Here is a 21818-nt window from a genome sequence, read left to right as displayed (position 1 = left end):
TTGATGGAAATCAAAAAACACTTTGGTGTCTACGGCATTTGCTATGAGAATGGGAAACTTCTCTGTATTGAAAAAACAAGAGGCCCCTATCAACATCGTTTTGATCTACCGGGTGGTAGTCAGGAACTCGGTGAGGGGTTGACAGAAACCCTTAAGAGAGAAGTTCTGGAAGAGACGGGTTATACGCTTAGCCGTTACTTAAATCCTAGGATTTATGACGTGCTGGTTCAAGAAGAGGGGCAAGACTTCGCTGTACATCATACCATGGCCTTTTATGATGTAGTGCTCGATTTCGAGAGCTCTCAAAAATCCCTTCCTCATGAAGTTCTTGATGGAAGTAATGATTCAGCAAATGTTATTTGGCTGAATTTGGAAGAAATTACCGAAGAAAATGCCTCGCCTTTAGTATTAAAAGTGAAGGCAGAGTTACGAGGATTTCCAGAATTAGAACGGATAAGTTATAGGAATTGGAAGGTAAAATAGAGGGATAATGGAACTATTTAAAACATGGAAGAAAAATATGGTTCTCTATGGTCTTAAATCTCAAATTGGAACTGTATACCGAAACAGTGATGGGACAACAAGTTTTTATGATATTGGGAATTTTCTATACTTAGCAGGGGAGCTAAATTCTAGATTTTGGGAAGATTTTGTTAGGCAATATGGTTTAGATTATAAGATTATTATTTCAGAAGACACTAAGTGGCAAGATTTTCTGCATCAGAAACTGGAGCTAATTTCTTTTGCTCGCTATTCTTTTAAAGATAAGGCAAATTTTCAAGTTGAATTTCTAAATGATCTAGTTAGTCAGTTAGAGAAAGGTTACAATATTGTACCTATTGATAATCGTATTTATAACTGCCTTTCTGAGGAAGAATGGTCACAAGATTTACAGGGGGATTTTGAGTCCTACCAGGATTTTGCTTTAAAAGGTGGATTTGGCTTTGTGATTCTTAAAAATAATGAAGTGATTGCTGGGATTTCCTCAGGGTTAGTTTACCGTGAAGCAGTTGAAGTGGAAGTTGCAACTAGACCAAACGAACAAGGAAATGGATTTGCCAAAAAGCTTGGTGCTGCAATGATTCTAGAGAGTTTAAATAGAGATATGTTTCCACTTTGGGATGCTCATAACGAGGCTTCCAAAAAAGTAGCAGAATTTTTAGGATATGAGTTAGTTGAACCTTATGAAGCTTTTGAACTAGAGGAAAGTGTCATATAATGATATCTGATATTGTATCTTTTAAGACGAGGTGAATGAACATGCAAAATCAACTAGCTCTTAGTGGCGAAAAAATTGTTGAGAAAGTTTATCCCCATTTATTGCACCACGTCGGCTTGATTCGTGGGGAATACTTGTTGAGAGAACTAAACCAAAACATACTATTACCAAATTGTCAGCAATTTGTGAAAGATTATCTAGACACTATTTGTCATTTGTACTCAGATGAAGAAGTCTGGTATCGCTTTTCAGAGTTAACAAATGCAGAAGCAAATAGTCTAGACGGGACTAAAGAGTATTTTGACGAACGCCACCCCTTATTTGGATACAGAGGTATCAGGCGTTTGTTGGCGTGTCCAGATGAATTTCAGGCTGAGACTAATGTTGTTACGGAAGTTTTTCAAACCAATCCCAATCTGTCTGTTATTTTTCCTTTTGTCAATGATGCCGAACAATTAAAACAAGCTATTACAGTATTGCGTCAGTATGGTTTTACCGGGAAAGTCGGCACGATGATTGAATTACCATCAGCTTATTTCGACTTGGACAGGATACTGGAAACGGGCATTTCAAAGATTGTAGTTGGAATGAATGATTTAACTTCTTTTATTTTTGCGACTGTGAGAAACAGTCAATGGCATGATATGGAAAGTCCAATTATGTTAGATATGTTGAGACAGATGCAGGATAAAGCAAAGAAGAACAAGATTGATTTTGCTGTAGCAGGCTATCTTAATACTTCTTTCATACAAAAAATGAATCAGATGGGTATCGAATGTATTCTCCATTACAGCTCTATTCCAGAGATTTTTGATTTAGAAATTGACCATCCAGACCATCTTAAACATATAAAAGAAGAAAGTAAAAAATTACAAAGGAGAACTCATGACACCTCAAGAAATGTGGAATTCATACAAACAAATCAACCCCTCGATTGGAGATGAGATAGATGCCTGGGCGTTTGGAGTGGATCCAGACCTTTTAGCGGAACTGGTGTTTACAGGCGAAAAAACAGCAACAGCTTCAGCTTATGACCTCTATGCACTAGAGGACGAACCCCTTCCCCAAGAAGGAACCTTTGATGTTATCTTAGACAGTCAAAACCAAGCTATCTGCATTGTCGAAATTACCAAGGTTTCTGTTCAGCCCTTCCATCAAGTGTCAGCCGACCATGCCTTTAAGGAAGGTGAGGGAGACAAATCTTTAGCCTATTGGCGTCAGGTTCATGAGGACTTTTTCAAAGACTGCTTTGGAGAAGCAGGTCTGGTTTTTACACCTGACAGCAAGGTGGTTTTAGAAGAATTTCGCAGAGTTTATCCATTATAGAACACGCTCTCCTTTTCGGAGAGTTTTTTGATCTGGTCTGATTTTCCAAAAGGGGTGAAAAATGGTATAATAAGTACGATATTGTACAGAAAAGAGAAATGTTATGCCAAATTATGCCATTATTTTAGCAGCGGGGAAAGGTACCCGTATGAAATCAGATCTGCCCAAGGTTCTCCATAAGGTTGCAGGGATCTCTATGTTGGAGCATGTCTTCCGTAGTGTTGGAGCCATCTCACCAGAAAAGACTGTAACAGTTGTGGGCCACAAGGCGGAATTGGTAGAGCAAGTCTTAGCGGGACAAACAGAGTTTGTCAAACAAACCGAACAATTGGGAACTGGTCATGCGGTCATGATGGCAGAGCCAGTCTTGAAAGGTCTTGAAGGGCATACCCTCGTCATTGCAGGAGATACTCCTTTGATTACGGGTGACAGTCTCAAACACTTGATCGACTTCCATATCAACCACAAGAATGTGGCAACGATTTTGACAGCCGAAGCAGCTAATCCATTTGGCTATGGTCGGATTGTCCGTAATGACAATGCGGAAGTGCTTCGCATCGTCGAGCAAAAAGATGCGACAGATTTTGAAAAACAAATCAAAGAAATCAATACAGGGACTTATGTCTTTGACAATGCCCGCCTCTTTGAAGCTTTGAAGAATATCAATACCAACAATGCCCAAGGTGAATACTATATCACAGATGTGATTGGGATCTTCCGAGAAGCAGGAGAGAAAGTTGGAGCCTATACGCTCAAAGATTTTGATGAAAGTCTCGGGGTTAACGACCGCGTTGCCCTTGCGACAGCAGAAGGCATCATGCGTCGTCGCATTAACCAAGCCCACATGGTCAATGGAGTGAGCTTTGTCAATCCAGATGCAGCCTATATCGATGTCGATGTTGAGATCGCACCAGAAGTGCAAATCGAAGCCAATGTTACCCTAAAAGGGCACACAAAAATTGGGGCTGAAACCGTCTTAACTAATGGAACCTATATTGTGGACAGTGAAATTGGTGCAGGTGCCGTTATTACTAACTCTATGATTGAAGAGAGCACGGTAGCCGATGGTGTGACAGTGGGACCTTACGCCCACATTCGTCCAGGATCTAGCTTGGCCAAAGATGTCCATATCGGAAACTTCGTCGAAGTCAAAGGTTCGTCTATCGGAGAAAATACCAAAGCAGGTCATTTGACTTACATTGGCAACTGCCAAGTTGGTAGCAACGTCAACTTTGGTGCTGGAACTATCACGGTGAATTACGATGGCCAACACAAGTTTAAAACAACAATTGGCAACAATGTCTTTGTTGGTTCAAATTCGACCATCATTGCACCCGTCGAGCTCGGAGATAATTCCCTAGTCGGGGCTGGATCCACCATTACCAAAGATGTGCCAGCAGATGCGATTGCGATCGGTCGTGGCCGTCAAGTGAATAAAGAAGAGTATGCTCTTCGCTTGCCACACCATCCTAAAAATAAATAGGAGAATCTCATGCAATTTGAAGAAAAAACCATTGAGCGCAAGGAAATTTATCAGGGACCGATTTTCCAAGTGGTGACTGATCAAGTAGAACTACCTGACGGAAAAGGTCAAGCGCAGCGTGATTTAATTTTTCATAATGGAGCAGTAGCTGTTTTACCGATCACAGGTGAGGGCAAGACTATTTTGGTCAAGCAGTACCGCAAGGCGATCGAGAGGACTTCAGTAGAGATCCCTGCAGGGAAGTTGGAAAAGGGTGAAAATGCGGATCCTCAAGCAGCTGCTCTGCGTGAATTGGAAGAAGAAATTGGTTACACAGCGGATCTAGAGTTATTGTATGATTTTTATTCTGCCATTGGATTTTGTAATGAGCGGATTAAACTCTATCTTGCAACCAACTTGAAAAAGGTGGAAAATCCACGTCCACAAGATGCGGATGAGACCTTAGAGTTATTAGAAGTAACCTTGAAGGAAGCCAAAGACTTGATCCAAGCTGGCGAAATCTGTGATGCCAAGACCATCATGGCGATCCAATACTGGGACTTAATCAATAAATAGAGGAGGATCCGATGGGAAAACCTTTATTAACCGATGAAATGATTGAACGAGCGAGGCGAGGTGAGGACATTTCGAGTCCTAAAATGGTCGATGCTGAAGAGACGAAGATTATTCGGACAGACCACAGGGGATTTGGCTACGAACGTCCTATGAGAGAAAGCCGTATGGAGCGCCCGCAGGAGAGCTATTCACAGGATACCTTGCAGATCCAAGTGGAGCCCACTGTGACCAAGAGTCGTCGCATTGAAGAGCGCAAACAAAGTGTGGTCCAATCCAAACTCAATAAGATTTTGTTCTGGATCATTGTGCTCCTCATTGTTTTGATCATTGCTATTTGGCGTCTGTAAGGTCGTCACAAGGAGAGAATGGATATGAAAATTGGAATTATCGCAGCCATGCCCCAGGAGTTGAAGATCTTGGTTGAAGCCCTTGAAAATGGGGAAAAGCATCTGCGTCTTGGAAAAGTCTACTATACAGGATCGATTGGTCGCCATGAAGTCGTTTTGGTTGAAAGTGGCATCGGGAAAGTCATGTCTGCCATGAGTGTAGCGGTTCTAGCCAATGATTTCAAAGTGGAAGCTATTATCAATACCGGATCTGCAGGAGCAGTCGCACCGGGAATGGCTGTTGGGGATATTGTCCTTGCCGACAAACTGGCCTATCATGATGTGGATGTGACAGCCTTTGGCTACAAGTATGGTCAAATGGCAGGTCAACCGCTCTACTTTGAATCCAGTCGCTATTTTGTTTCAGAGATGAAAAAAGTTCTGGAAGAAGAAGCTGCAACCACACATGTGGGCTTGATTACAACAGGAGATAGCTTTATCGCGAGTGAAGAAAAAGTCGCAACAATTCGGGAGCATTTCCCAGAAGTATTAGCAGTTGAGATGGAAGGGGCAGCTATTGCCCAAGCCGCTCATGCAGCTGGACGTCCCTTCATGGTCATCCGAGCGATGAGTGATACGGCAGATCACGCAGCCAATATTTCTTTTGATGAATTTATCGTAGAGGCTGGTGAGCGCTCTGCTCAAACCCTGATTACCTTCTTAAAGAGATTGGTGTAAAACAAAAAATAGATAGAAGTGGGATTGGATGAATTTTTTACAATTCGTTTTGTCCCTCTTCTTTTTTTGAAGCTGATTCTTTCAGAAATAGGGTGCTTTCATGCTATAATAAAGTCTAGTAATGCAAAGGAGAAGTTATGGTCTTATCAAAAAAACGGGCCCGTCATGTGATTGAAGAAATTATTGCCCTCTTTCCGGATGCTCAGCCAAGTTTGGATTTTCGCAACCATTTTGAATTACTAGTGGCAGTCATGCTCTCAGCTCAGACGACAGACGCGGCTGTTAACAAAGCGACACCAGGTTTGTTTGCGGCTTTTCCAACCCCACAAGCCATGGCAGCAGCCAGTGAAGCTGATATCGCCAAGCATATTTCTAAATTAGGCCTCTATCGAAATAAGGCCAAATTTCTCAAAAAATGTGCCCAGCAATTGCTAGACAATTTTGATGGTCAAGTGCCTCAGACTCGTGAAGAGTTAGAAAGTCTAGCAGGAGTAGGACGCAAGACAGCTAATGTGGTTATGAGTGTAGGATTTGGGATTCCAGCTTTTGCTGTCGATACCCATGTGGAGCGGATCTGCAAGCACCATGATATCGTCAAGAAATCAGCGACGCCATTGGAAGTTGAAAAGCGGGTCATGGATGTTCTGCCAAAGAGCGAATGGCTAGCGGCCCATCAAGCCATGATTTATTTTGGACGGGCCATCTGCCATCCTAAAAATCCTGAATGTGACCAGTATCCACAACTCTATCATTTTGATTAGGAATCAGTTCCTCTGCTCGAAAGAGCAGAGGTTCTTTTTTTGTAATGAAACGTATATTTATTAAAAGGATTGAAAGGTGATATCTTTGTTGGATCTGGTGGTAGGTGCCTAGACTCCCATATCCGGCTTCTTTGAGGTCGATTTCAAGATGCTTTTTCTTTATATCTTATTATATTCATTCAGAAAAAACGAACTTTTTTAAAATAAATTTGGTTTTTTTTAAGAAATAGTGTATAATGGTAGAAAATCTAACATAAGGAGATAGTGATGAAAGCAAAAAAACTGTTAGCTCTTGCAGGAGTTTCTGTTGCAGGTGCCTTTTTCTTAGCAGCGTGTGGCGGTGGTAGTAGCAATCAAGCAACTTACTCATTCGTCTATTCAGCAGATCCAAATACCTTGGATTACATCGCTGCAACTCGTACAACAACTTCAGATGTCACAAGTAACCTTGTAGATGGTCTTCTTGAAAACGACCGATACGGAAACTTTGTGCCAAGTCTAGCAGAAGATTGGACTGTCTCTGAAGATGGATTGACCTATACTTACAAACTTCGTAAGGATGCCAAATGGTATACGAGTGAAGGAGAAGAATATGGTGCTGTAACGGCTCAAGACTTTATTACAGGGATTAAACACGCGGTTGAGTCTAAATCAGAAGGTCTCTTCTTGATTCAAAATTCGATCAAAGGTTTGGATGCCTACGTAAAAGGGGAAACCAAAGACTTTAACACAGTTGGAGTGAAAGCTTTAGATGATCACACCATCCAATATACCTTGGTCCGTCCAGAAAGCTTCTGGAACTCCAAAACAACTTCAGGTGTTCTTTTCCCAGTCAATGCGGATTTCTTGAAATCTCAAGGAAAAGATTTTGGTTCTTTGAAACCTAGCAGCATCTTATACAATGGTCCATTCTACTTGAAATCTTTGACTTCAAAATCTGAAATTGAATTGGTCAAGAACAAAGACTATTACGATGCGAAAAATGTTCATATCGACAATGTCAAATTGACCTTTAACGATGGATCAAACCCAGATTCTATCATTAAAAACTTTGAAAAAGGTCAATATTCCTTTGCATCTGTTATGCCAAACAGCTCGACTTATAAGAGTGTTAAGAAAAACTTTGGCGACAACATTGTCTACGGTTTGCAATTGGGAACATCCTACTATCTTGGATTCAACTTGGACCGTCAAAAGTATGACCACACTGCCAAAACTACGGATGAACAAAAAGCTTCTACCAAGAAAGCAATCCTGAACAAGGACTTCCGTCAAGCGGTGAACTTTGGTTTTGACCGCAAATCTTATGCGGCACAAGTTTCAGGGGCTGATGCGGCTGAAAATACGCTTCGTAGTACCTTGGTGCCACCAACTTATGTCCAAGTCAATGGAGAAGACTTTGGTAAAGTCGTTGAAAAACAATTGGTTACCTACGGAGACCAATGGAAGGGTGTGAGCCTGGACGATGGTCAAACGAGCCTTTACAGCCCAGAAAAAGCCAAAGCTTCCTTTGCGAAAGCCAAAGCTGAATTGCAAAAACAAGGCGTTCAATTCCCAATTCATTTGGACTACATTGTTAGCCAAGTGGACAACAGCATGGTCCAACAAGCTAGCTCCTTCAAACAATCTGTAGAGTCAGCGCTTGGTGCAGACAATGTCGTTGTGGACCTTCAAAAGGTATCGGATGATGATTTCCAAAATATCACCTACTTCAGCGATACAGCGGCTGCGAGAGATTACGATATCTCAGGCGGTGGTTGGGCTCCTGACTACCAAGACCCATCGACTTATCTTGAAAGTATCAGCCCAGTAAATGGTTCTGTCTTCTACTATCTTGGTATTGATGCAGGTTCAAACAATCCAGCCATTGCAACAGTTGGTTTGGATCAATACGCTAACATGTTGAAAGACGCCGATGCTGAATTGTTGGATCAAGGAAAACGCTATGAAAAATATGCAGCAGCGCAAGCTTGGTTGACAGATAGCTCGATTACGCTTCCAACTGTCTCAAATGGTGGTGCTCCAATGCTTCAACGGACCGTGCCATACAGCCGTGCTGCTTCATGGGTAGGTACTAAAGGAACAGGAACATTCTACAAATACCTTGAAATGTCTAAAGATGTTGTCACAACAAAAGACTTTAACAAGGCCAAAGAAGAATGGTTGAAGAAAAAAGCAGAATCCAATAAAAAAGCTCAAGAAGATCTCAAAGATCACATTGAGAAGAAAAAATAAAAAAATCAATCATTGGTCTATCAATGAGGATAAAAAAAGTCGAGGCTGGGACAAAAGTCCTAGCCTCTCAATTGTTTCTGGATTGTCGAGCAAGACGCAGTGGTTGAGTGGTCTCTACTACGCTGATTTCATCAGCTTTTACAGCCCTACTCAACTGTGCGGAGGTGGGACGCTCCAGTCTTCTATCAACTATTTGAAAGCTGGAAATCTAGGGGATGTCCTAACCATCAGGGGGGAATGTGTCCATCAAGGTCGTACAACCTGTGTCGTCGATGTAGATATCACCAACCAAGATGGCCGAAATGTCTGCAAGGCAACCTTCACCATGTTTGTCACAGGCCAACGATCTGAAGATAGACAGGTGAGGATATAAAAGAAAGAATGAGTAGATAGTTACATCCCAAAAATCCCGAGTGTGATCACTATCCGCAACTCTATAACTTTAAAGACATTTGAAAAGCGAGGTCTGATGACTTCGCTTTTATTTGATAGGGAAGAAAGTAAGTAAGAGCCAAGAAAACAACAGAGCAATAGCGCCAATTCCAAGGCTAAATAGAACAGGAAGGATAATATTTTGGTAAGGAGCCTTGCCCCTTTCCTCGGCTTCTTCAATCTCGCTCAGGCTGCGTCCTTGATCATAGGCGACAATCTGGCGAAAGGTACGAAGATTATGCTGTTTCTTAAATTTCTCAATGCGTAGGGCGTAGAACATTGTGATAGCATAAATCAAGCAACTAATAGCGATACCGAACCATTCCAGATAAAGTATTAGAGGAATCATTATTATAGGACTTCCAATTAGTAAAATGGTAAAAACCACTCCATCTTTTTGATAGCTCATAAATTCTTGGTCGTGAATAATTTGTTTCATGGTTTCTAAATCTCCTTTGACTAGTTTGTCCAATGACACTTCAAAGACCTTGCTCAGTAAAAGCAGGTTTTGAATATCAGGGTAGGTTGCTCCGCGTTCCCAGTTGGAAATGGATTGACGGCTGACAAAGATGATTTCAGCCAAATCATCTTGAGATAAATTTTTCTCTTTACGATAGTGCTGGATCTGCTTTCCGACTTGCATAAGATTTCCTCGCTTTCTGATTTCATTCTACCTAATTATACAAAAAATGGCTATCAAAGTTCTTTGACATGCTGATTTCATGGGCTTTAGCAAAGGTTTCTGTCACTGGATTTACAGGTCTGTCAATTTATATTTACTTACTGAAAAAGAGGCCAACAACCTCCTTTTTCTTATTCACTAAATCTTAAAAAATAGCCATCTGGATCTAGAACTGCAAATTCATGGGGATAGATATATTGTTCACCAACACGAAATTTTCTTTTGGTCAAAGGACGATGAATAGGATAGTTAGACTCGATTACTTTTTGATAGAGTCTAGGGACATCTTTTATGCCGAAGGAGATATTAACTCCACGACCAAAGGGGTAGGTCAGTTCAGCTAGTTCCTCCTTACTCCCCTCCTCTATCATTAGCTGGCACTCTTCAAGAGAAAGAAAGAGGAAGTTCTCTTCTGGTCGCCCGTATTCGATGGTAAAACCCAGTAAATCACAGTAGAAGGAACGGGACTGCTCTAAATTCGATACAATAAACTCAGGAATCACTGCATTGAAATTCATAAAGACCATCCTTACAAATCAATTTCTAATACAATTGGTGTATGATCTTGACGAGCGCCTGAGTCAATCATATCTGATTTAGTGACCTTGTCAGCAATGCGGTTTGAGGTTAACCAATAGTCGATTCTCCAGCCCGTATTGTTGATTTTTGAGGTTTTACTTCGTTGTGCCCACCAAGTATAGCGCTCAGGAACATCACCATGTAGGTGACGAAAGGTATCTGTAAATCCTTTGGCCAAAAGATTTGTAAATCCTTCACGTTCTTCGTCTGTGAATCCTGGTGAACGGCGGTTGCTGGCTGGGTTGGCAAGGTCAATTTCCTTGTGGGCAACGTTGTAGTCCCCAGTTGCAAGGACGGTTTTTTCTTTGTCTAATTCAGCCAAATATTCAGCATACTTAACGTCCCAAATTTGACGTTCTTCCAAACGTTTGAGTCCATCACCAGCGTTAGGTGTGTAGACCTGAGTCACGAAAAATTCATCAAATTCCAAAGTAATGATCCGACCTTCCAAGTCCATGGTCGAAGGAGCTCCGATTTCTGGGAAAGTCACAACTGGTGTGAGCTCTTTTTTATAGAGGAACATGGTTCCAGCGTAGCCTTTACGAGCCGGTTCTTGAGAAGAGCGCCAGGTGTTTTCGTAGCCAGGGAAGAGCTCCTCAAGGATTTCGAGGTGTTTTTTAGTAGGACCTTTGGCGGATAACTTGGTTTCTTGAATGGCAATGATATCTGCATCCTCAGAAACCAAGGTTTGGAGGACTTCTTGAGAGAGTTTGGCGCGTGCTGAATCACTAGTTAATGCAGCATTAAGCGAGTCGATATTCCATGAAATGAGTTTCATTGTATTTCCTTTTCTTGACATGATAGATAATTTTATTATAACAAAAAATATATTTTTTTCTGATTAGAATGCCTTGAATTCTCCCCTGAAATACATTATAATAGCTTGAATTCATTTGGAGAAAGGGAGTTCATTATGAAATTTTACTCTTATGACTATGTATTGAGTCAGATCAGTCAGCAAAACTGGGTGACCATTGGGATATCTGGCTTGCTTGTTCTTCTGACTGGTTTTTTTGCGGTGAAAGCCTATCGGGAGAAGCACGATAGCAAATTCCGCGAATTATCTATTATCTCCATTTTAACTCTGGTGGCAGTGGTCTTGATCAGTATCAGCAATTTCCAAAATAGCCAAAGTAATAATGATCAGTTCCAACTCTCACTCCATTTTATTGAGGTCATCTCAAAGGAGTTGGATGTCAAAAAAGAAGATGTCTATGTCAATACTTCAGCAGCCACAGATGGGGCGATCCTGAAGGTTGGAGAGGTTTATTACCGAGCTATCGCAGGCTCTGACCCAGATAGCTACCTATTAGAAAAGATGGATCTGTATAAAACAGACGTGGAACTTGTGGAGGTGAACAAATGACAGTAGATTTTTTAGCCATTTTGATTAAATTAGCTATCGGCTTGATTTCCTTGGTATTTGTAATCAATGTGACCGGGAAAGGAAACTTAGCACCAAGTTCTGCAGTAGACCAGATACAGAACTTTGTTCTTGGGGGAATTATTGGTGGGGTCATCTACAATAGCTCCATTACCATTCTTCAATACATTGTGATTCTCTTGATGTGGACTATTTTGATCTTACTCTTAAAATGGCTCAATACCAATGTCCGTTTTATGAAGCACTTGATCGATGGCAAACCAACTGTCATTATCAAAAATGGGAAGCTTGATCCGGAAGCTTGTCGATCCAAGGGACTTTCTGCTTCAGACGTTGCCTTGAAATTGCGTTCACAAGGAATTTTCCAATTAAAGGGAGTGAAACGAGCTGTAATTGAACAAAACGGTCAAATGATCGTTGTCCGTGCGGGGGATGAAAATCCTAAATACCCAATCATTACGGATGGTGTGGTTCAGCTTGAAATTTTGGAAACAATTGGGAAAAGTGAAGAGTGGTTGCTAGCTGAATTGGAAAAAAAAGGCTATGACAACGTTTTGGATATTTTCATTGCTGAGTATGACAAAGGAAAAATCAATGTTGTGACTTATTAGAAAAAAAGATTGGGCGAGCATGTCCAATCTTTTTTCCTTGCAAAAAAGAGAAAAGGACCCTTCCTTTTCTTGAGATACTCTTGGAAAAATAGTAAAATGGAGTGTAAGTGTTCATTAGAAAAGAAGGATAAACTATTTCATGAAGAAAAAAATACGGAAGTTTGAAAATCATTCGATTACACGCAGAATGTACCTGCTGTTTAGTTTGATTTGCCTTCTTTTTTTGGCTCTCATTGCCAGGCTTGGCTATATGCAGATCACTCACCAAGCCTACTATACAGATAAGTTGGCAAAGGCTACGAAAAAGACGGTCAAACAAGGGAGTGTGCGAGGGCAAATCTATGATGCCACTGGTAAGCCCTTGGTGGAAAATGTTGGCAAACAAGTCTTGACCTTTACGCGCGATCGCAAAATGACGGCCCAAGAAATGCGAGAGACCGCAGGTAAACTCTTGCAGTATGTGGATGTAGAAAATCCTCAAGTAACCGAACGGCAAGAAGTGGATTACTATCTAGCCAATACCAAAGTCTACCAAGAGGTTGTAGGTCACTTACCCGAGAAAAAGAAATTTGATACAGATGGCAACCGTCTACCAGAAGCTAAGATTTATCAAGCAGCTGTAGAGAGTGTCGATCCCTCTAAACTTGGTTACACAGAAGATGAGAAAAAGATTATCTATCTCTATAGTCAGATGAATGCTGTGGAGAATTTTGCCACCGGAATCATTACGACACAAGCACTAGGAGCTGAGCAAATCGCGACCATTGCTGCAGACAGTCAAGATCTTCCAGGAATTGCGATTACGACTAGCTGGGATCGCAAGGTTTTGGATACTCCTTTAGCCTCTATCATCGGAACGGTTTCGACTGAGCAGGCGGGACTTCCGGCAGAAGAAGTTGAGGACTATGTCAAAAAAGGCTACGCTCTGAATGACCGGGTCGGAACCTCTTATCTCGAAAAGGAATACGAGGAGGTCCTTCAAGGAAAACGCAGTGAAAAAGAAATTCTCCTGAATAAAAATGGCAACATGGAGAAAGTGGTAGATATTTCAAAAGGAGCTAAGGGGGAAAACCTCAAGCTCTCGATTGACTTGGATTTCCAAAAAGGGGTGGAAGATATTCTCCGCTCTGCCTTTAGCGCAGAGTTGCAAGCTGGAAATGCGACCTACTCCGAAGGTGTCTATGCTGTAGCCCTTGAGCCTGATACAGGGAAAGTTCTTGCCATGGCAGGCATTAAGCACCAGGCTGGTAGCCAGGACTTGTCAACCGATGCTCTGGGGACAGTCACCAATGTTTTCGTCCCAGGATCGGTCGTTAAAGGAGCAACCTTGACTTCAGGATGGGAAAATGGTGCCATTTCTGGCAATCAGGTACTGACCGATCAGCCTATTGTCTTTGCAGGATCGACGCCGATTAACTCTTGGTTTACCCAATACGGCAGTCGTTCTATCAATGCAGTTGAAGCTTTGGAATACTCCTCTAATACCTATATGGTCCAAATTGCCCTTAAGATGATGGGGCAACCTTATACCCCAAATATGACCTTAAAAGTGGATCAGGTCGAACCTGCCATGAAAAAACTCCGCTCCACTTTTGCAGAGTATGGACTTGGAGCGGCGACAGGTATTGACCTTCCCAATGAATCGACCGGTTTTATTCCAAAAGACTACACAGTCGGTAATTATTTGACCAATGCCTTTGGCCAGTTTGACAACTATACACCGATGCAATTGGCCCAGTATGCGGCAACCGTTGCAAATGATGGGAAGAGGGTGAGTCCTCATGTCGTCGAAGGTATCTATGACAATAATGATCAAGGGGGGCTTGGTCAGTTGAAAAAAGCGATCGAAACCAAGGAGCTCAATCAGGTCCATATCTCTGCTGAGGACATGGCTTTGATCAAGCAAGGATTCTACCAGGTTGTCAATGGTACGAGTGGGTTGACGACAGGGAAAACCGTCGGTCAAGGTGCTAGTGTCTCTATTAGTGCCAAGACCGGTACGGCCGAAACCACAGTCGATGGAGGCAAACAAGCCATTAATACCAATGTGGTGGCTTATGCACCGTCAAACAATCCAAAGATTGCAGTAGCAGTGGTTTTTCCACATAATACCAATCTACAAGCGACGGTCAGTCATTCCATTACGCGTGACATTATTAATTTATACAATCAGAAACACCCCATGAATTAGAGAGGAAACTATGCTTTATCCAGCACCTATTGCAAAATTAATTGACAGCTATTCGAAGTTACCAGGAATTGGGATCAAAACAGCGACTCGTCTGGCTTTTTACACCATTGGTATGTCAGATGATGATGTGAATGAATTTGCCAAAAACTTACTGAATGCCAAGCGTGAGCTAGGGTATTGCAGTATTTGTGGCAATTTAACCGATGAAGAAACCTGCGAGATTTGTCGAGATGAAACGCGGGATCCATCCCTCATACTTGTTGTAGAAGATAGCCGGGATGTATCTGCTATGGAAAATATCCAGGAATACCATGGCCGTTACCATGTCTTGCATGGCTTGATCTCGCCCATGAATGGCGTGAGACCCGATGATATCAATCTCAAGAGTTTGATTAGTCGCTTGATGGATGGAACAGTCACAGAGGTCATTGTTGCGACCAATGCGACGGCAGACGGGGAAGCGACATCTATGTATATCTCGCGTGTGCTCAAGCCAGCAGGGATCAAAGTGACTCGTTTGGCACGGGGGCTAGCAGTTGGAGCCGATATCGAGTATGCGGACGAAGTGACCTTGCTTCGCGCGATTGAAAATCGGACAGAATTATAAGAGAAGTTCTTTCGAAAGGGCTATCATTGTGGTATACTATCAAGTGAGAAATCAAGGGAACAATTAGGGAGAAACTATGAGTAAACAAGACTTAATCCTGTTGTATGGTGGACGTAGTGCAGAACGTGAAGTATCTGTTCTTTCAGCAGAAAGCGTGATGCGCGCGATTGATTACCAAGCATTTTCGGTTCAAACCTACTTTATTACGCAGTCAGGAGATTTCATCCAGACGCAAGCTTTTGAAGAGAAACCAGCGGATGATGAGAAATTGATGACCAATGAGACAGTGGACTGGTCTAAAAAAGTGGCACCATCTGCGATTTACAAGGAAGGAGCAGTAGTCTTTCCAGTTCTTCATGGACCAATGGGAGAAGATGGTTCCATTCAAGGCTTCTTAGAAGTCTTGAAGATGCCTTATGTCGGCTGTGGCATCCTAGCTTCCAGTGTTGCGATGGACAAGATCACGACCAAACGGGTCTTGGAGTCTGCTGGAATTCCTCAAGTTCCTTATGTAGCTGTAGTGGAAGGCGATGACGTGGATGAGAAAATTGCTACAATTGAAGCGACTCTCTCTTATCCTGTCTTTACCAAACCATCCAATATGGGCTCTAGTGTTGGGATTTCAAAATCTGAAAACCAAACAGAGCTTCGGACTGCTCTCGAATTGGCCTTCAAATACGATAGCCGTGTCTTGGTAGAGCAAGGAGTCAATGCGCGTGAGATCGAAGTTGGACTGCTTGGAAACTATGATGTGAAGAGTACCTTGCCAGGTGAAGTTGTGAAAGATGTGGCCTTCTATGATTATGATGCCAAATACATCGACAACAAAATTACCATGGCGATTCCGGCTCAATTGGACCCTGAGGTTGTGAAAACCATGCGGACCAACGCAGAAAAAGCCTTTCGTGCGATCGGTGGTCTAGGTTTAGCGCGTTGTGATTTCTTCTATACCGATAAAGGAGAGATCTTCTTAAACGAACTCAATACCATGCCAGGATTTACTCAATGGTCTATGTATCCCTTGCTTTGGGACAATATGGGACTCAACTATACAGATTTGATTACCAAGTTAGTAGAGCTTGGAAAAGAAGTCTTCCAAAAACACGAAGCGCATTTGTTGTAAGAAAAGAGAGAGTGGGACAGAAATCGGTAATTCGTTAGAATTCGATTTCGTCGTCCCACCTCCGCACAGTTGAGTAGGGCTGTAAAAGCTGATGAAATCAGCGTAGTAGAGCCCACTCAACCACTGCGTCTTGCTCGACAATCCAAAAACAATCAAGAGGCTAGGACTTCTGTCCCAGCCACTTTTTTTGTGGTCTAGAATATGGTATAATGAGAAGAATTTGATAGGAGCGTCCAAATCTTTGAGGACGTTACGGAGAACTGAGGAGTCGGATATGAATCTCACATTACATGAAGTTGCTCATCTAGTACATGCAAAAAATGATATCAGCCAATTTGAAGATGTGGCCCTCGTCAAGCCGGAATTTGACAGCCGTTTAATTGGGCCTGGAGACCTGTTTGTTCCTTTAAAGGGAGCGCGTGATGGTCATGACTTTATTGAGACTGCTTTTGAAAACGGAGCCGTAGCCACTTTTTCAGAGAAAGTGGTAGAAGGCCACCCTTATATTTTGGTGGAAGATGTGCTGAGCGCTTTTCAAACACTTGCTGCAGCCTATCTTCAAAAGACAAAAGTAGATGTTTTTGCAGTGACGGGGTCAAATGGTAAAACAACTACAAAAGATATGTTGGCACAGCTTTTATCCACTACCTACCTGACCTATAAAACACAGGGAAACTATAATAATGAAATTGGTCTTCCTTATACGGTTCTCCATATGCCAGAAGGGATAGACAAACTCGTCCTTGAAATGGGGCAAGACCATCTAGGAGATATCCATCTCTTGTCAGAACTGGCGCATCCCAAGGCTGCTATTGTCACCTTAATTGGGGAAGCCCATTTGGAATTCTTCAAAGATCGAAGCGAGATCGCAAAAGGAAAACTCCAAATTGCGGATGGCATGCCAGAAGGTGGCCTTCTGGTGGTTCCAGCTGATCCGATTGTGAATGCCTACCTCCCTGAAAAACAAAAAGTGGTCCGCTTTGGTCCAGACGAGGAGATTTTTATTACCGAGTTGGTAGAGCGAAAGGATAGCTTAACTTTCCGCGCTAATTTCTTAGAAGAAGCGATTGATCTACCAGTAACAGGAAAATACAATGCGACCAATGCCATGATTGCAGCTTATGTTGCCCTGCAAGAAGGAGTGAGCGAAGCGGCGATTCGTGATAGTTTTGCTACTTTGCAATTGACGCGCAACCGCACAGAATGGAAGAAGGCCAGTAACGGAGCGGATATCCTATCCGATGTCTACAATGCTAATCCGACGGCTATGCGCCTAATCTTAGAAACCTTCTCAACTATTCCTGCCAATCAAAATGGTCGAAAATTAGCCGTCCTGGCAGATATGAAAGAACTAGGGGAGCAATCTGTAGATCTGCACAACCAAATGATTCTCAGCCTGTCACCGGATGTTTTGGATACGGTTATTTTCTATGGTCAAGACATTGCGGGATTGGCTCAGTTAGCGAGTCAGATGTTCCCACTCGGACATGTCTATTATTTCAAGAAAACAGCTGAGGAAGACCAGTTTGAGGACATGGTCAAACAAGTCAAGGAAAGCTTAAAAGAGCAGGACCAAATCCTCATCAAGGGAAGCAATTCCATGAATCTAGCCAAATTGGTAGAGGAGTTGGAGAAAGCCTAGTGAAAAGAGAGGATTCATCTCTCCAAGGATAGGCTATTATAAACTAAAGGAATGTGAAAATGACACTTTGGGATTTATTGTTTACGAACCAAAAATCAGCCCCGCCTGAGTTTGGACTCTGGTATGTTTTCCTACCAGCTTCCTTGTTGGTGGTTGGCTACTTTTCTATCAAATATGCACAGTCTAAAAGCTACCAACGCTTTTGGTATTGGGCGCAGTTGATCCAAGTCTTGACTATTAATGCTTGGTATATTCTCGCCCACATGCCTTTGACGGATAATTTGCCTTTCTATCATTGCCGCTTGGCCATGCTTGCGATCCTCTTTGCGCCTAGAGGGACCTATATCAAGCAATATTTTGCCTTGTTGGGTGTTCTAGGATCCATTGCGGCTTTGGTTTATCCGGCCTTTGACCCCTTCCCATTCCCTCATATTACTGTACTCAATCTGATTTTTAGTCACTGGGCTTTGTTTGCCAATAGTTTGATTTACCTGCAGGATTTTTACCAGTCGGAAAAACAGGACACCTTACGAATTGTTAAGATCACCTTTGGTATGAATGCAGTCATCTTTTTGGTCAATCTCTTGACAAGTGGAGATTACGGCTTCTTAAAGCGTCCACCAATCATTGGAGACCATGGTTCTCTCTTAAACTACCTCTTGGTCAGCATCGTGATGGTGGCTGGTATTTGCTTGGTCAACCAGCGCTACAAATACAAGATGGCTGAAGAGACTGTTGTTTCGCGTTCGGAATAGAAAAAAGAGTAGATGAGGGAAAGAAATCATGGCACTTTGGAACTTATTTTTCACTAGTCAACCAACATCCCCTCCTCAATTGGGGGTCTGGTATTTCTTATTGCCGACTTCTTTGGTAGTGGTGGGAGTTCTGTCCGTTCGATTTGCTCACTCCAAAAGCTACCAAACCTTTTGGTATTGGGGACAGTTGATCCAGTTGCTGATTATCAACGCTTGGTATCTAGCTGCTCGCTTGCCTCTTTCAGAGAGTCTTCCTTTCTATCATAGCCGGATGGCCATGTGGATCATTCTTTTGGCGCCCAAGGGCAGCTTCAAACAATATTTTGCCCTTGTGGGAGTCTTTGGCTCCATTATGGCCTTGGTTCATCCTGTTTTTTATCCCTACCCTTTTCCTCACGTTTCCTCGATCAACAATGTCTTTGGTCACTGGGCCCTCTTGGCCAACTGTTTGATCTATCTGGTTCAATCCTACCAGGTGGAAGAAGGGGCTGTTTGGAAGATCTGTCAGATGACGTTTGGAGTCAATGCTATTATTGTTCTAGCCAACCTTGTAACGGGCGGAAACTATGGATTTCTGCGTCGGCCACCTGTGCTAGGAGACCATGGCCTTGTGCTCAACTATTTCATCGTGACAGTCCTAATGACGGGGACACTGATCCTCATCAATACGATCGTTCAGTACAGTAAGAAAAGAAGAATACCTGAATCTGTTTAAATAAGGAGACTTTATGCATCATTTTTTCACTACAGAATCAACAGCACCACCAGCAATCTCAGCACTTTGGTATAGTGTGATGGTCTTGTTCGTTGTGACAGCGATCATGATGTCACTTCGCTATTATCAGAATGAGCAATTTCGCAAATGCTTTCAATACTTACAAGGCTTCCAGTTAATTTGCTTGTATCTTTGGTATTTTGCCTACCACATTCCTTGGTCCAACAGTTTACCATTTTATCATTGCCGCTTGGCCATGTTTGCGGTCTTGTTTTTACCAGACAGATGGAAAAGCAAACAGTTCTTTGCCTTGATGGGAGTGAGTGGAGCCATCTTTGCTTTGGGCTATCCAGTCTTTGATCCCTATACTTTCCCTCATATTACAAGCTTTTCTTTCCTCCTCGGACATTACTGTCTTTTAATCAATTCCTTGATTTATCTCTTGAGATGGTATGATCGAAACCTCTTAAAAAATAGTCAGATTGTTCTCTATACCTTTGCCTTAGATTTATTCCTGGTTGGAGTCAATCAATTGACGGGAGGAAATTATGGCTTGATGGCCCGCCCTCCGATTATGAGAGGGGATAAGGTGTGGCTCAATTATCTGGTTGTATCCAGTATTTTAGCCCTTGCTTTATTACTCTTTAATCAGTTCTTCAGTCGCAGAAGTGAGCGGGTGAAAGTGAGAAAATAAATATGATTGAATTAGACTAGAATCGACGGATTTTAGTCTTTCTTTCTGCTCTCAAAGAAGAATCATCATTGAAAAAAGTGCCTATTTTCGCTATAATAGAAAAGATAGAGAAATTGAGGAGAGATCCGATGTAGAGATGAATTTGTAAATTTATCAGAAAATAAAAAGAGAAAGAATTAGGAATATGAACGTACAAGAAGAAATTAAAAAACGCCGTACCTTTGCCATTATCTCCCACCCGGATGCTGGTAAAACGACGATTACAGAGCAGTTGCTCTACTTTGGGGGAGAGATTCGAGAAGCAGGTACCGTAAAAGGGAAGAAAACAGGAAACTTTGCTAAATCTGACTGGATGGATATCGAGAAGCAACGTGGGATTTCGGTAACTTCATCTGTTATGCAGTTCGACTATGATGGCAAACGGGTCAATATCCTAGATACCCCAGGGCACGAGGACTTCTCAGAAGATACTTACCGAACCTTGATGGCGGTGGACGCTGCCGTCATGGTGGTAGACTCTGCCAAAGGGATTGAAGCTCAAACCAAGAAATTGTTTGAGGTTGTGAAACACCGTGGCATTCCCGTCTTTACCTTTATGAATAAGCTGGACCGTGACGGTCGTGAGCCACTGGATCTCTTACAAGAATTGGAAGAAGTCTTAGGTATCGCCAGTTACCCAATGAACTGGCCGATCGGGATGGGGAAAGCCTTTGAGGGACTCTATGATCTTTATAACCAACGTTTGGAACTCTACAAAGGGGATGAACGTTTTGCGAGTCTAGAAGACGGAGACAAGCTCTTTGCCAACAACCCCTTCTATGAGCAAGTAAAAGATGATATCGAACTCTTGCAAGAAGCTGGAAATGAATTTTCAGAAGAAGCCATCCTTGCGGGTGAATTGACTCCCGTCTTCTTCGGCTCAGCCTTAACCAATTTTGGAGTACAGACTTTCTTGGAAACCTTCCTCAAGTTTGCCCCGGAGCCACACGGCCACAAGAAGACAGATGGAGAACTTGTCGATCCTTATGACAAGGATTTCTCAGGCTTTGTCTTTAAAATCCAAGCCAATATGGATCCTCGTCACCGCGACCGGATCGCCTTTGTGCGGATCGTATCTGGCGAATTTGAGCGTGGGATGAGCGTCAACCTGCCTCGTACTGGTAAGGGTGCTAAGTTATCTAACGTAACTCAATTTATGGCCGAAAGCCGTGAAAATGTCAGCAATGCTGTAGCAGGAGACATCATCGGGGTTTACGATACCGGTACTTATCAGGTTGGAGATACTTTGACAGTGGGCAAAAACAAGTTTGAATTTGAACCCCTGCCAACCTTTACGCCTGAAATCTTCATGAAAGTGTCAGCTAAGAACGTCATGAAGCAAAAATCCTTCCACAAAGGGATTGAGCAATTGGTGCAAGAAGGAGCTATTCAGCTCTATACCAATTACCAAACAGGTGAATACATGCTTGGTGCTGTTGGTCAACTTCAGTTTGAAGTCTTTAAGCACCGGATGGAAAATGAATACAATGCCGAAGTGGTCATGAGCCCAATGGGTAAAAAGACCGTTCGCTGGATCAAACCAGAAGACTTAGATGAGCGCATGTCTTCAAGCCGAAATATCTTGGCGAAGGACCGCTTTGACCAACCAGTCTTCCTCTTTGAAAATGACTTTGCCCTCCGCTGGTTTGCGGATAAGTATCCAGATGTTGAGCTGGAAGAAAAGATGGGATAAGGAACGATTCAAAACCGATCCATAACAA

General features: G+C 42.5%; 23 protein-coding genes and 1 pseudogene. 21 read left to right on the top strand and 3 right to left on the bottom strand.

Going from position 1 to position 21818, the window contains the following annotated elements:
* Positions 1-3 precede the first annotated feature (3 nt).
* The 11 genes and pseudogenes from O3629_RS03010 to O3629_RS02960 form a co-directional block, all read left to right on the top strand.
* Complete coding sequence (locus O3629_RS03010) at positions 4-483, top strand: NUDIX hydrolase (RefSeq protein ID WP_070589523.1); 480 nt, start codon at positions 4-6, stop codon at positions 481-483.
* A gap of 7 nt (positions 484-490) precedes the next feature.
* Positions 491-1219 (top strand): GNAT family N-acetyltransferase, encoded by a 729-nt coding sequence (locus O3629_RS03005; RefSeq protein WP_070589521.1) that lies wholly within the window; start codon positions 491-493, stop codon positions 1217-1219.
* Positions 1220-1260: 41 nt separating this feature from the next.
* Complete coding sequence (locus O3629_RS03000) at positions 1261-2163, top strand: putative PEP-binding protein (protein ID WP_195422885.1); 903 nt, start codon at positions 1261-1263, stop codon at positions 2161-2163.
* Entirely contained in the window at positions 2105-2545 is a 441-nt protein-coding gene (locus tag O3629_RS02995; RefSeq protein ID WP_195422886.1) for an ASCH domain-containing protein, read from the top strand. Before O3629_RS03000 ends, O3629_RS02995 begins: the two co-directional genes overlap by 59 nt.
* A 103-nt stretch (positions 2546-2648) precedes the next feature.
* Positions 2649-4028, top strand: a complete 1380-nt coding sequence (gene glmU, locus O3629_RS02990) for a bifunctional UDP-N-acetylglucosamine diphosphorylase/glucosamine-1-phosphate N-acetyltransferase GlmU (protein WP_195422887.1) — start codon at positions 2649-2651, stop codon at positions 4026-4028.
* Between the two features lie 9 nt (positions 4029-4037).
* Positions 4038-4583 (top strand): NUDIX hydrolase, encoded by a 546-nt coding sequence (locus O3629_RS02985; protein WP_155171487.1) that lies wholly within the window; start codon positions 4038-4040, stop codon positions 4581-4583.
* Positions 4584-4594: 11 nt separating this feature from the next.
* On the top strand, positions 4595-4930 hold the full coding sequence (gene macP / locus O3629_RS02980; protein ID WP_155171489.1) for a cell wall synthase accessory phosphoprotein MacP: 336 nt from the start codon (positions 4595-4597) through the stop codon (positions 4928-4930).
* A 24-nt stretch (positions 4931-4954) separates the two neighbouring features.
* The gene (locus O3629_RS02975) at positions 4955-5647 is read left to right on the top strand and encodes a 5'-methylthioadenosine/adenosylhomocysteine nucleosidase (RefSeq protein WP_070586486.1); all 693 of its coding nucleotides are present in this window, start codon (positions 4955-4957) and stop codon (positions 5645-5647) included.
* A gap of 137 nt (positions 5648-5784) precedes the next feature.
* Complete coding sequence (gene nth / locus O3629_RS02970; protein ID WP_371608697.1) at positions 5785-6408, top strand: endonuclease III; 624 nt, start codon at positions 5785-5787, stop codon at positions 6406-6408.
* Positions 6409-6675: 267 nt separating this feature from the next.
* On the top strand, positions 6676-8643 hold the full coding sequence (locus O3629_RS02965) for a peptide ABC transporter substrate-binding protein (protein WP_371608696.1): 1968 nt from the start codon (positions 6676-6678) through the stop codon (positions 8641-8643).
* Positions 8644-8806: 163 nt separating this feature from the next.
* A pseudogene (locus O3629_RS02960) lies at positions 8807-9016 on the top strand (PaaI family thioesterase); the annotation flags it as partial.
* Positions 9017-9124: 108 nt separating this feature from the next.
* Here O3629_RS02960 and O3629_RS02955 read toward each other — a convergent pair.
* The 3 genes from O3629_RS02955 to O3629_RS02945 form a co-directional block, all read right to left on the bottom strand.
* Entirely contained in the window at positions 9125-9718 is a 594-nt protein-coding gene (locus tag O3629_RS02955; protein WP_049522943.1) for a helix-turn-helix domain-containing protein, read from the bottom strand.
* 170 nt (positions 9719-9888) lie between these two features.
* A complete protein-coding gene (locus tag O3629_RS02950) occupies positions 9889-10275 on the bottom strand; it encodes a VOC family protein (protein ID WP_004219638.1) in 387 nt (128 codons plus the stop codon).
* Positions 10276-10286: 11 nt separating this feature from the next.
* A complete protein-coding gene (locus O3629_RS02945; RefSeq protein ID WP_049522944.1) occupies positions 10287-11114 on the bottom strand; it encodes an exodeoxyribonuclease III in 828 nt (275 codons plus the stop codon).
* Between the two features lie 135 nt (positions 11115-11249).
* Between O3629_RS02945 and O3629_RS02940 the strand changes: the two genes are divergently transcribed.
* The 10 genes from O3629_RS02940 (at position 11250) to O3629_RS02895 (ending at position 21790) form a co-directional block, all read left to right on the top strand.
* Positions 11250-11702 carry a DUF3290 family protein gene (locus O3629_RS02940; protein ID WP_070589498.1) on the top strand — a complete coding sequence of 151 codons (453 nt, stop codon included), beginning with the start codon at positions 11250-11252 and terminating at the stop codon, positions 11700-11702.
* Positions 11699-12331: a DUF421 domain-containing protein gene (locus O3629_RS02935; protein ID WP_371608695.1), complete on the top strand. Its 633-nt coding sequence runs from the start codon at positions 11699-11701 to the stop codon at positions 12329-12331. The genes O3629_RS02940 and O3629_RS02935 overlap by 4 nt, the downstream gene beginning before the upstream one ends.
* Positions 12332-12470: 139 nt before the next feature.
* Positions 12471-14522 carry a penicillin-binding protein PBP2B gene (gene pbp2b, locus O3629_RS02930; RefSeq protein ID WP_371608694.1) on the top strand — a complete coding sequence of 684 codons (2052 nt, stop codon included), beginning with the start codon at positions 12471-12473 and terminating at the stop codon, positions 14520-14522.
* 10 nt (positions 14523-14532) lie between these two features.
* The gene (gene recR, locus O3629_RS02925; RefSeq protein WP_371608693.1) at positions 14533-15129 is read left to right on the top strand and encodes a recombination mediator RecR; all 597 of its coding nucleotides are present in this window, start codon (positions 14533-14535) and stop codon (positions 15127-15129) included.
* A gap of 76 nt (positions 15130-15205) precedes the next feature.
* The gene (locus O3629_RS02920; RefSeq protein ID WP_150905683.1) at positions 15206-16252 is read left to right on the top strand and encodes a D-alanine--D-alanine ligase; all 1047 of its coding nucleotides are present in this window, start codon (positions 15206-15208) and stop codon (positions 16250-16252) included.
* 274 nt (positions 16253-16526) lie between these two features.
* Entirely contained in the window at positions 16527-17894 is a 1368-nt protein-coding gene (gene murF, locus O3629_RS02915) for a UDP-N-acetylmuramoyl-tripeptide--D-alanyl-D-alanine ligase (protein ID WP_371608692.1), read from the top strand.
* A gap of 59 nt (positions 17895-17953) precedes the next feature.
* Positions 17954-18649: a TIGR02206 family membrane protein gene (locus tag O3629_RS02910; RefSeq protein ID WP_070666310.1), complete on the top strand. Its 696-nt coding sequence runs from the start codon at positions 17954-17956 to the stop codon at positions 18647-18649.
* Between the two features lie 28 nt (positions 18650-18677).
* Positions 18678-19364, top strand: coding sequence for a TIGR02206 family membrane protein (locus tag O3629_RS02905; RefSeq protein ID WP_070666307.1), 687 nt, complete (start codon positions 18678-18680; stop codon positions 19362-19364).
* A 13-nt stretch (positions 19365-19377) separates the two neighbouring features.
* Positions 19378-20058 (top strand): TIGR02206 family membrane protein, encoded by a 681-nt coding sequence (locus O3629_RS02900; protein ID WP_003006294.1) that lies wholly within the window; start codon positions 19378-19380, stop codon positions 20056-20058.
* Between the two features lie 184 nt (positions 20059-20242).
* The gene (locus O3629_RS02895) at positions 20243-21790 is read left to right on the top strand and encodes a peptide chain release factor 3 (RefSeq protein ID WP_023917622.1); all 1548 of its coding nucleotides are present in this window, start codon (positions 20243-20245) and stop codon (positions 21788-21790) included.
* Positions 21791-21818: the final 28 nt, after the last annotated feature.

The sequence above is a fragment of the Streptococcus sp. 27098_8_12 genome (genome assembly GCF_041432115.1).
GTDB lineage: Bacteria > Bacillota > Bacilli > Lactobacillales > Streptococcaceae > Streptococcus > Streptococcus parasanguinis_V.
This window is presented reverse-complemented; position numbering and strand designations above follow the sequence as displayed.

Bases quoted from the DNA above. Each gene is read 5' to 3' on its own strand.
- O3629_RS03010 (WP_070589523.1), top strand. From the start codon at position 4: ATGGAAATCAAAAAACACTTTGGTGTCTACGGCATTTGCTATGAGAAT.
- O3629_RS03005 (WP_070589521.1), top strand. From the start codon at position 491: ATGGAACTATTTAAAACATGGAAGAAAAATATGGTTCTCTATGGTCTT.
- O3629_RS03000 (WP_195422885.1), top strand. From the start codon at position 1,261: ATGCAAAATCAACTAGCTCTTAGTGGCGAAAAAATTGTTGAGAAAGTT.
- O3629_RS02995 (WP_195422886.1), top strand. From the start codon at position 2,105: ATGACACCTCAAGAAATGTGGAATTCATACAAACAAATCAACCCCTCG.
- glmU (WP_195422887.1), top strand. From the start codon at position 2,649: ATGCCAAATTATGCCATTATTTTAGCAGCGGGGAAAGGTACCCGTATG.
- O3629_RS02985 (WP_155171487.1), top strand. From the start codon at position 4,038: ATGCAATTTGAAGAAAAAACCATTGAGCGCAAGGAAATTTATCAGGGA.
- macP (WP_155171489.1), top strand. From the start codon at position 4,595: ATGGGAAAACCTTTATTAACCGATGAAATGATTGAACGAGCGAGGCGA.
- O3629_RS02975 (WP_070586486.1), top strand. From the start codon at position 4,955: ATGAAAATTGGAATTATCGCAGCCATGCCCCAGGAGTTGAAGATCTTG.
- nth (WP_371608697.1), top strand. From the start codon at position 5,785: ATGGTCTTATCAAAAAAACGGGCCCGTCATGTGATTGAAGAAATTATT.
- O3629_RS02965 (WP_371608696.1), top strand. From the start codon at position 6,676: ATGAAAGCAAAAAAACTGTTAGCTCTTGCAGGAGTTTCTGTTGCAGGT.
- O3629_RS02955 (WP_049522943.1), bottom strand. From the start codon at position 9,718: ATGCAAGTCGGAAAGCAGATCCAGCACTATCGTAAAGAGAAAAATTTA.
- O3629_RS02950 (WP_004219638.1), bottom strand. From the start codon at position 10,275: ATGAATTTCAATGCAGTGATTCCTGAGTTTATTGTATCGAATTTAGAG.
- O3629_RS02945 (WP_049522944.1), bottom strand. From the start codon at position 11,114: ATGAAACTCATTTCATGGAATATCGACTCGCTTAATGCTGCATTAACT.
- O3629_RS02940 (WP_070589498.1), top strand. From the start codon at position 11,250: ATGAAATTTTACTCTTATGACTATGTATTGAGTCAGATCAGTCAGCAA.
- O3629_RS02935 (WP_371608695.1), top strand. From the start codon at position 11,699: ATGACAGTAGATTTTTTAGCCATTTTGATTAAATTAGCTATCGGCTTG.
- pbp2b (WP_371608694.1), top strand. From the start codon at position 12,471: ATGAAGAAAAAAATACGGAAGTTTGAAAATCATTCGATTACACGCAGA.
- recR (WP_371608693.1), top strand. From the start codon at position 14,533: ATGCTTTATCCAGCACCTATTGCAAAATTAATTGACAGCTATTCGAAG.
- O3629_RS02920 (WP_150905683.1), top strand. From the start codon at position 15,206: ATGAGTAAACAAGACTTAATCCTGTTGTATGGTGGACGTAGTGCAGAA.
- murF (WP_371608692.1), top strand. From the start codon at position 16,527: ATGAATCTCACATTACATGAAGTTGCTCATCTAGTACATGCAAAAAAT.
- O3629_RS02910 (WP_070666310.1), top strand. From the start codon at position 17,954: ATGACACTTTGGGATTTATTGTTTACGAACCAAAAATCAGCCCCGCCT.
- O3629_RS02905 (WP_070666307.1), top strand. From the start codon at position 18,678: ATGGCACTTTGGAACTTATTTTTCACTAGTCAACCAACATCCCCTCCT.
- O3629_RS02900 (WP_003006294.1), top strand. From the start codon at position 19,378: ATGCATCATTTTTTCACTACAGAATCAACAGCACCACCAGCAATCTCA.
- O3629_RS02895 (WP_023917622.1), top strand. From the start codon at position 20,243: ATGAACGTACAAGAAGAAATTAAAAAACGCCGTACCTTTGCCATTATC.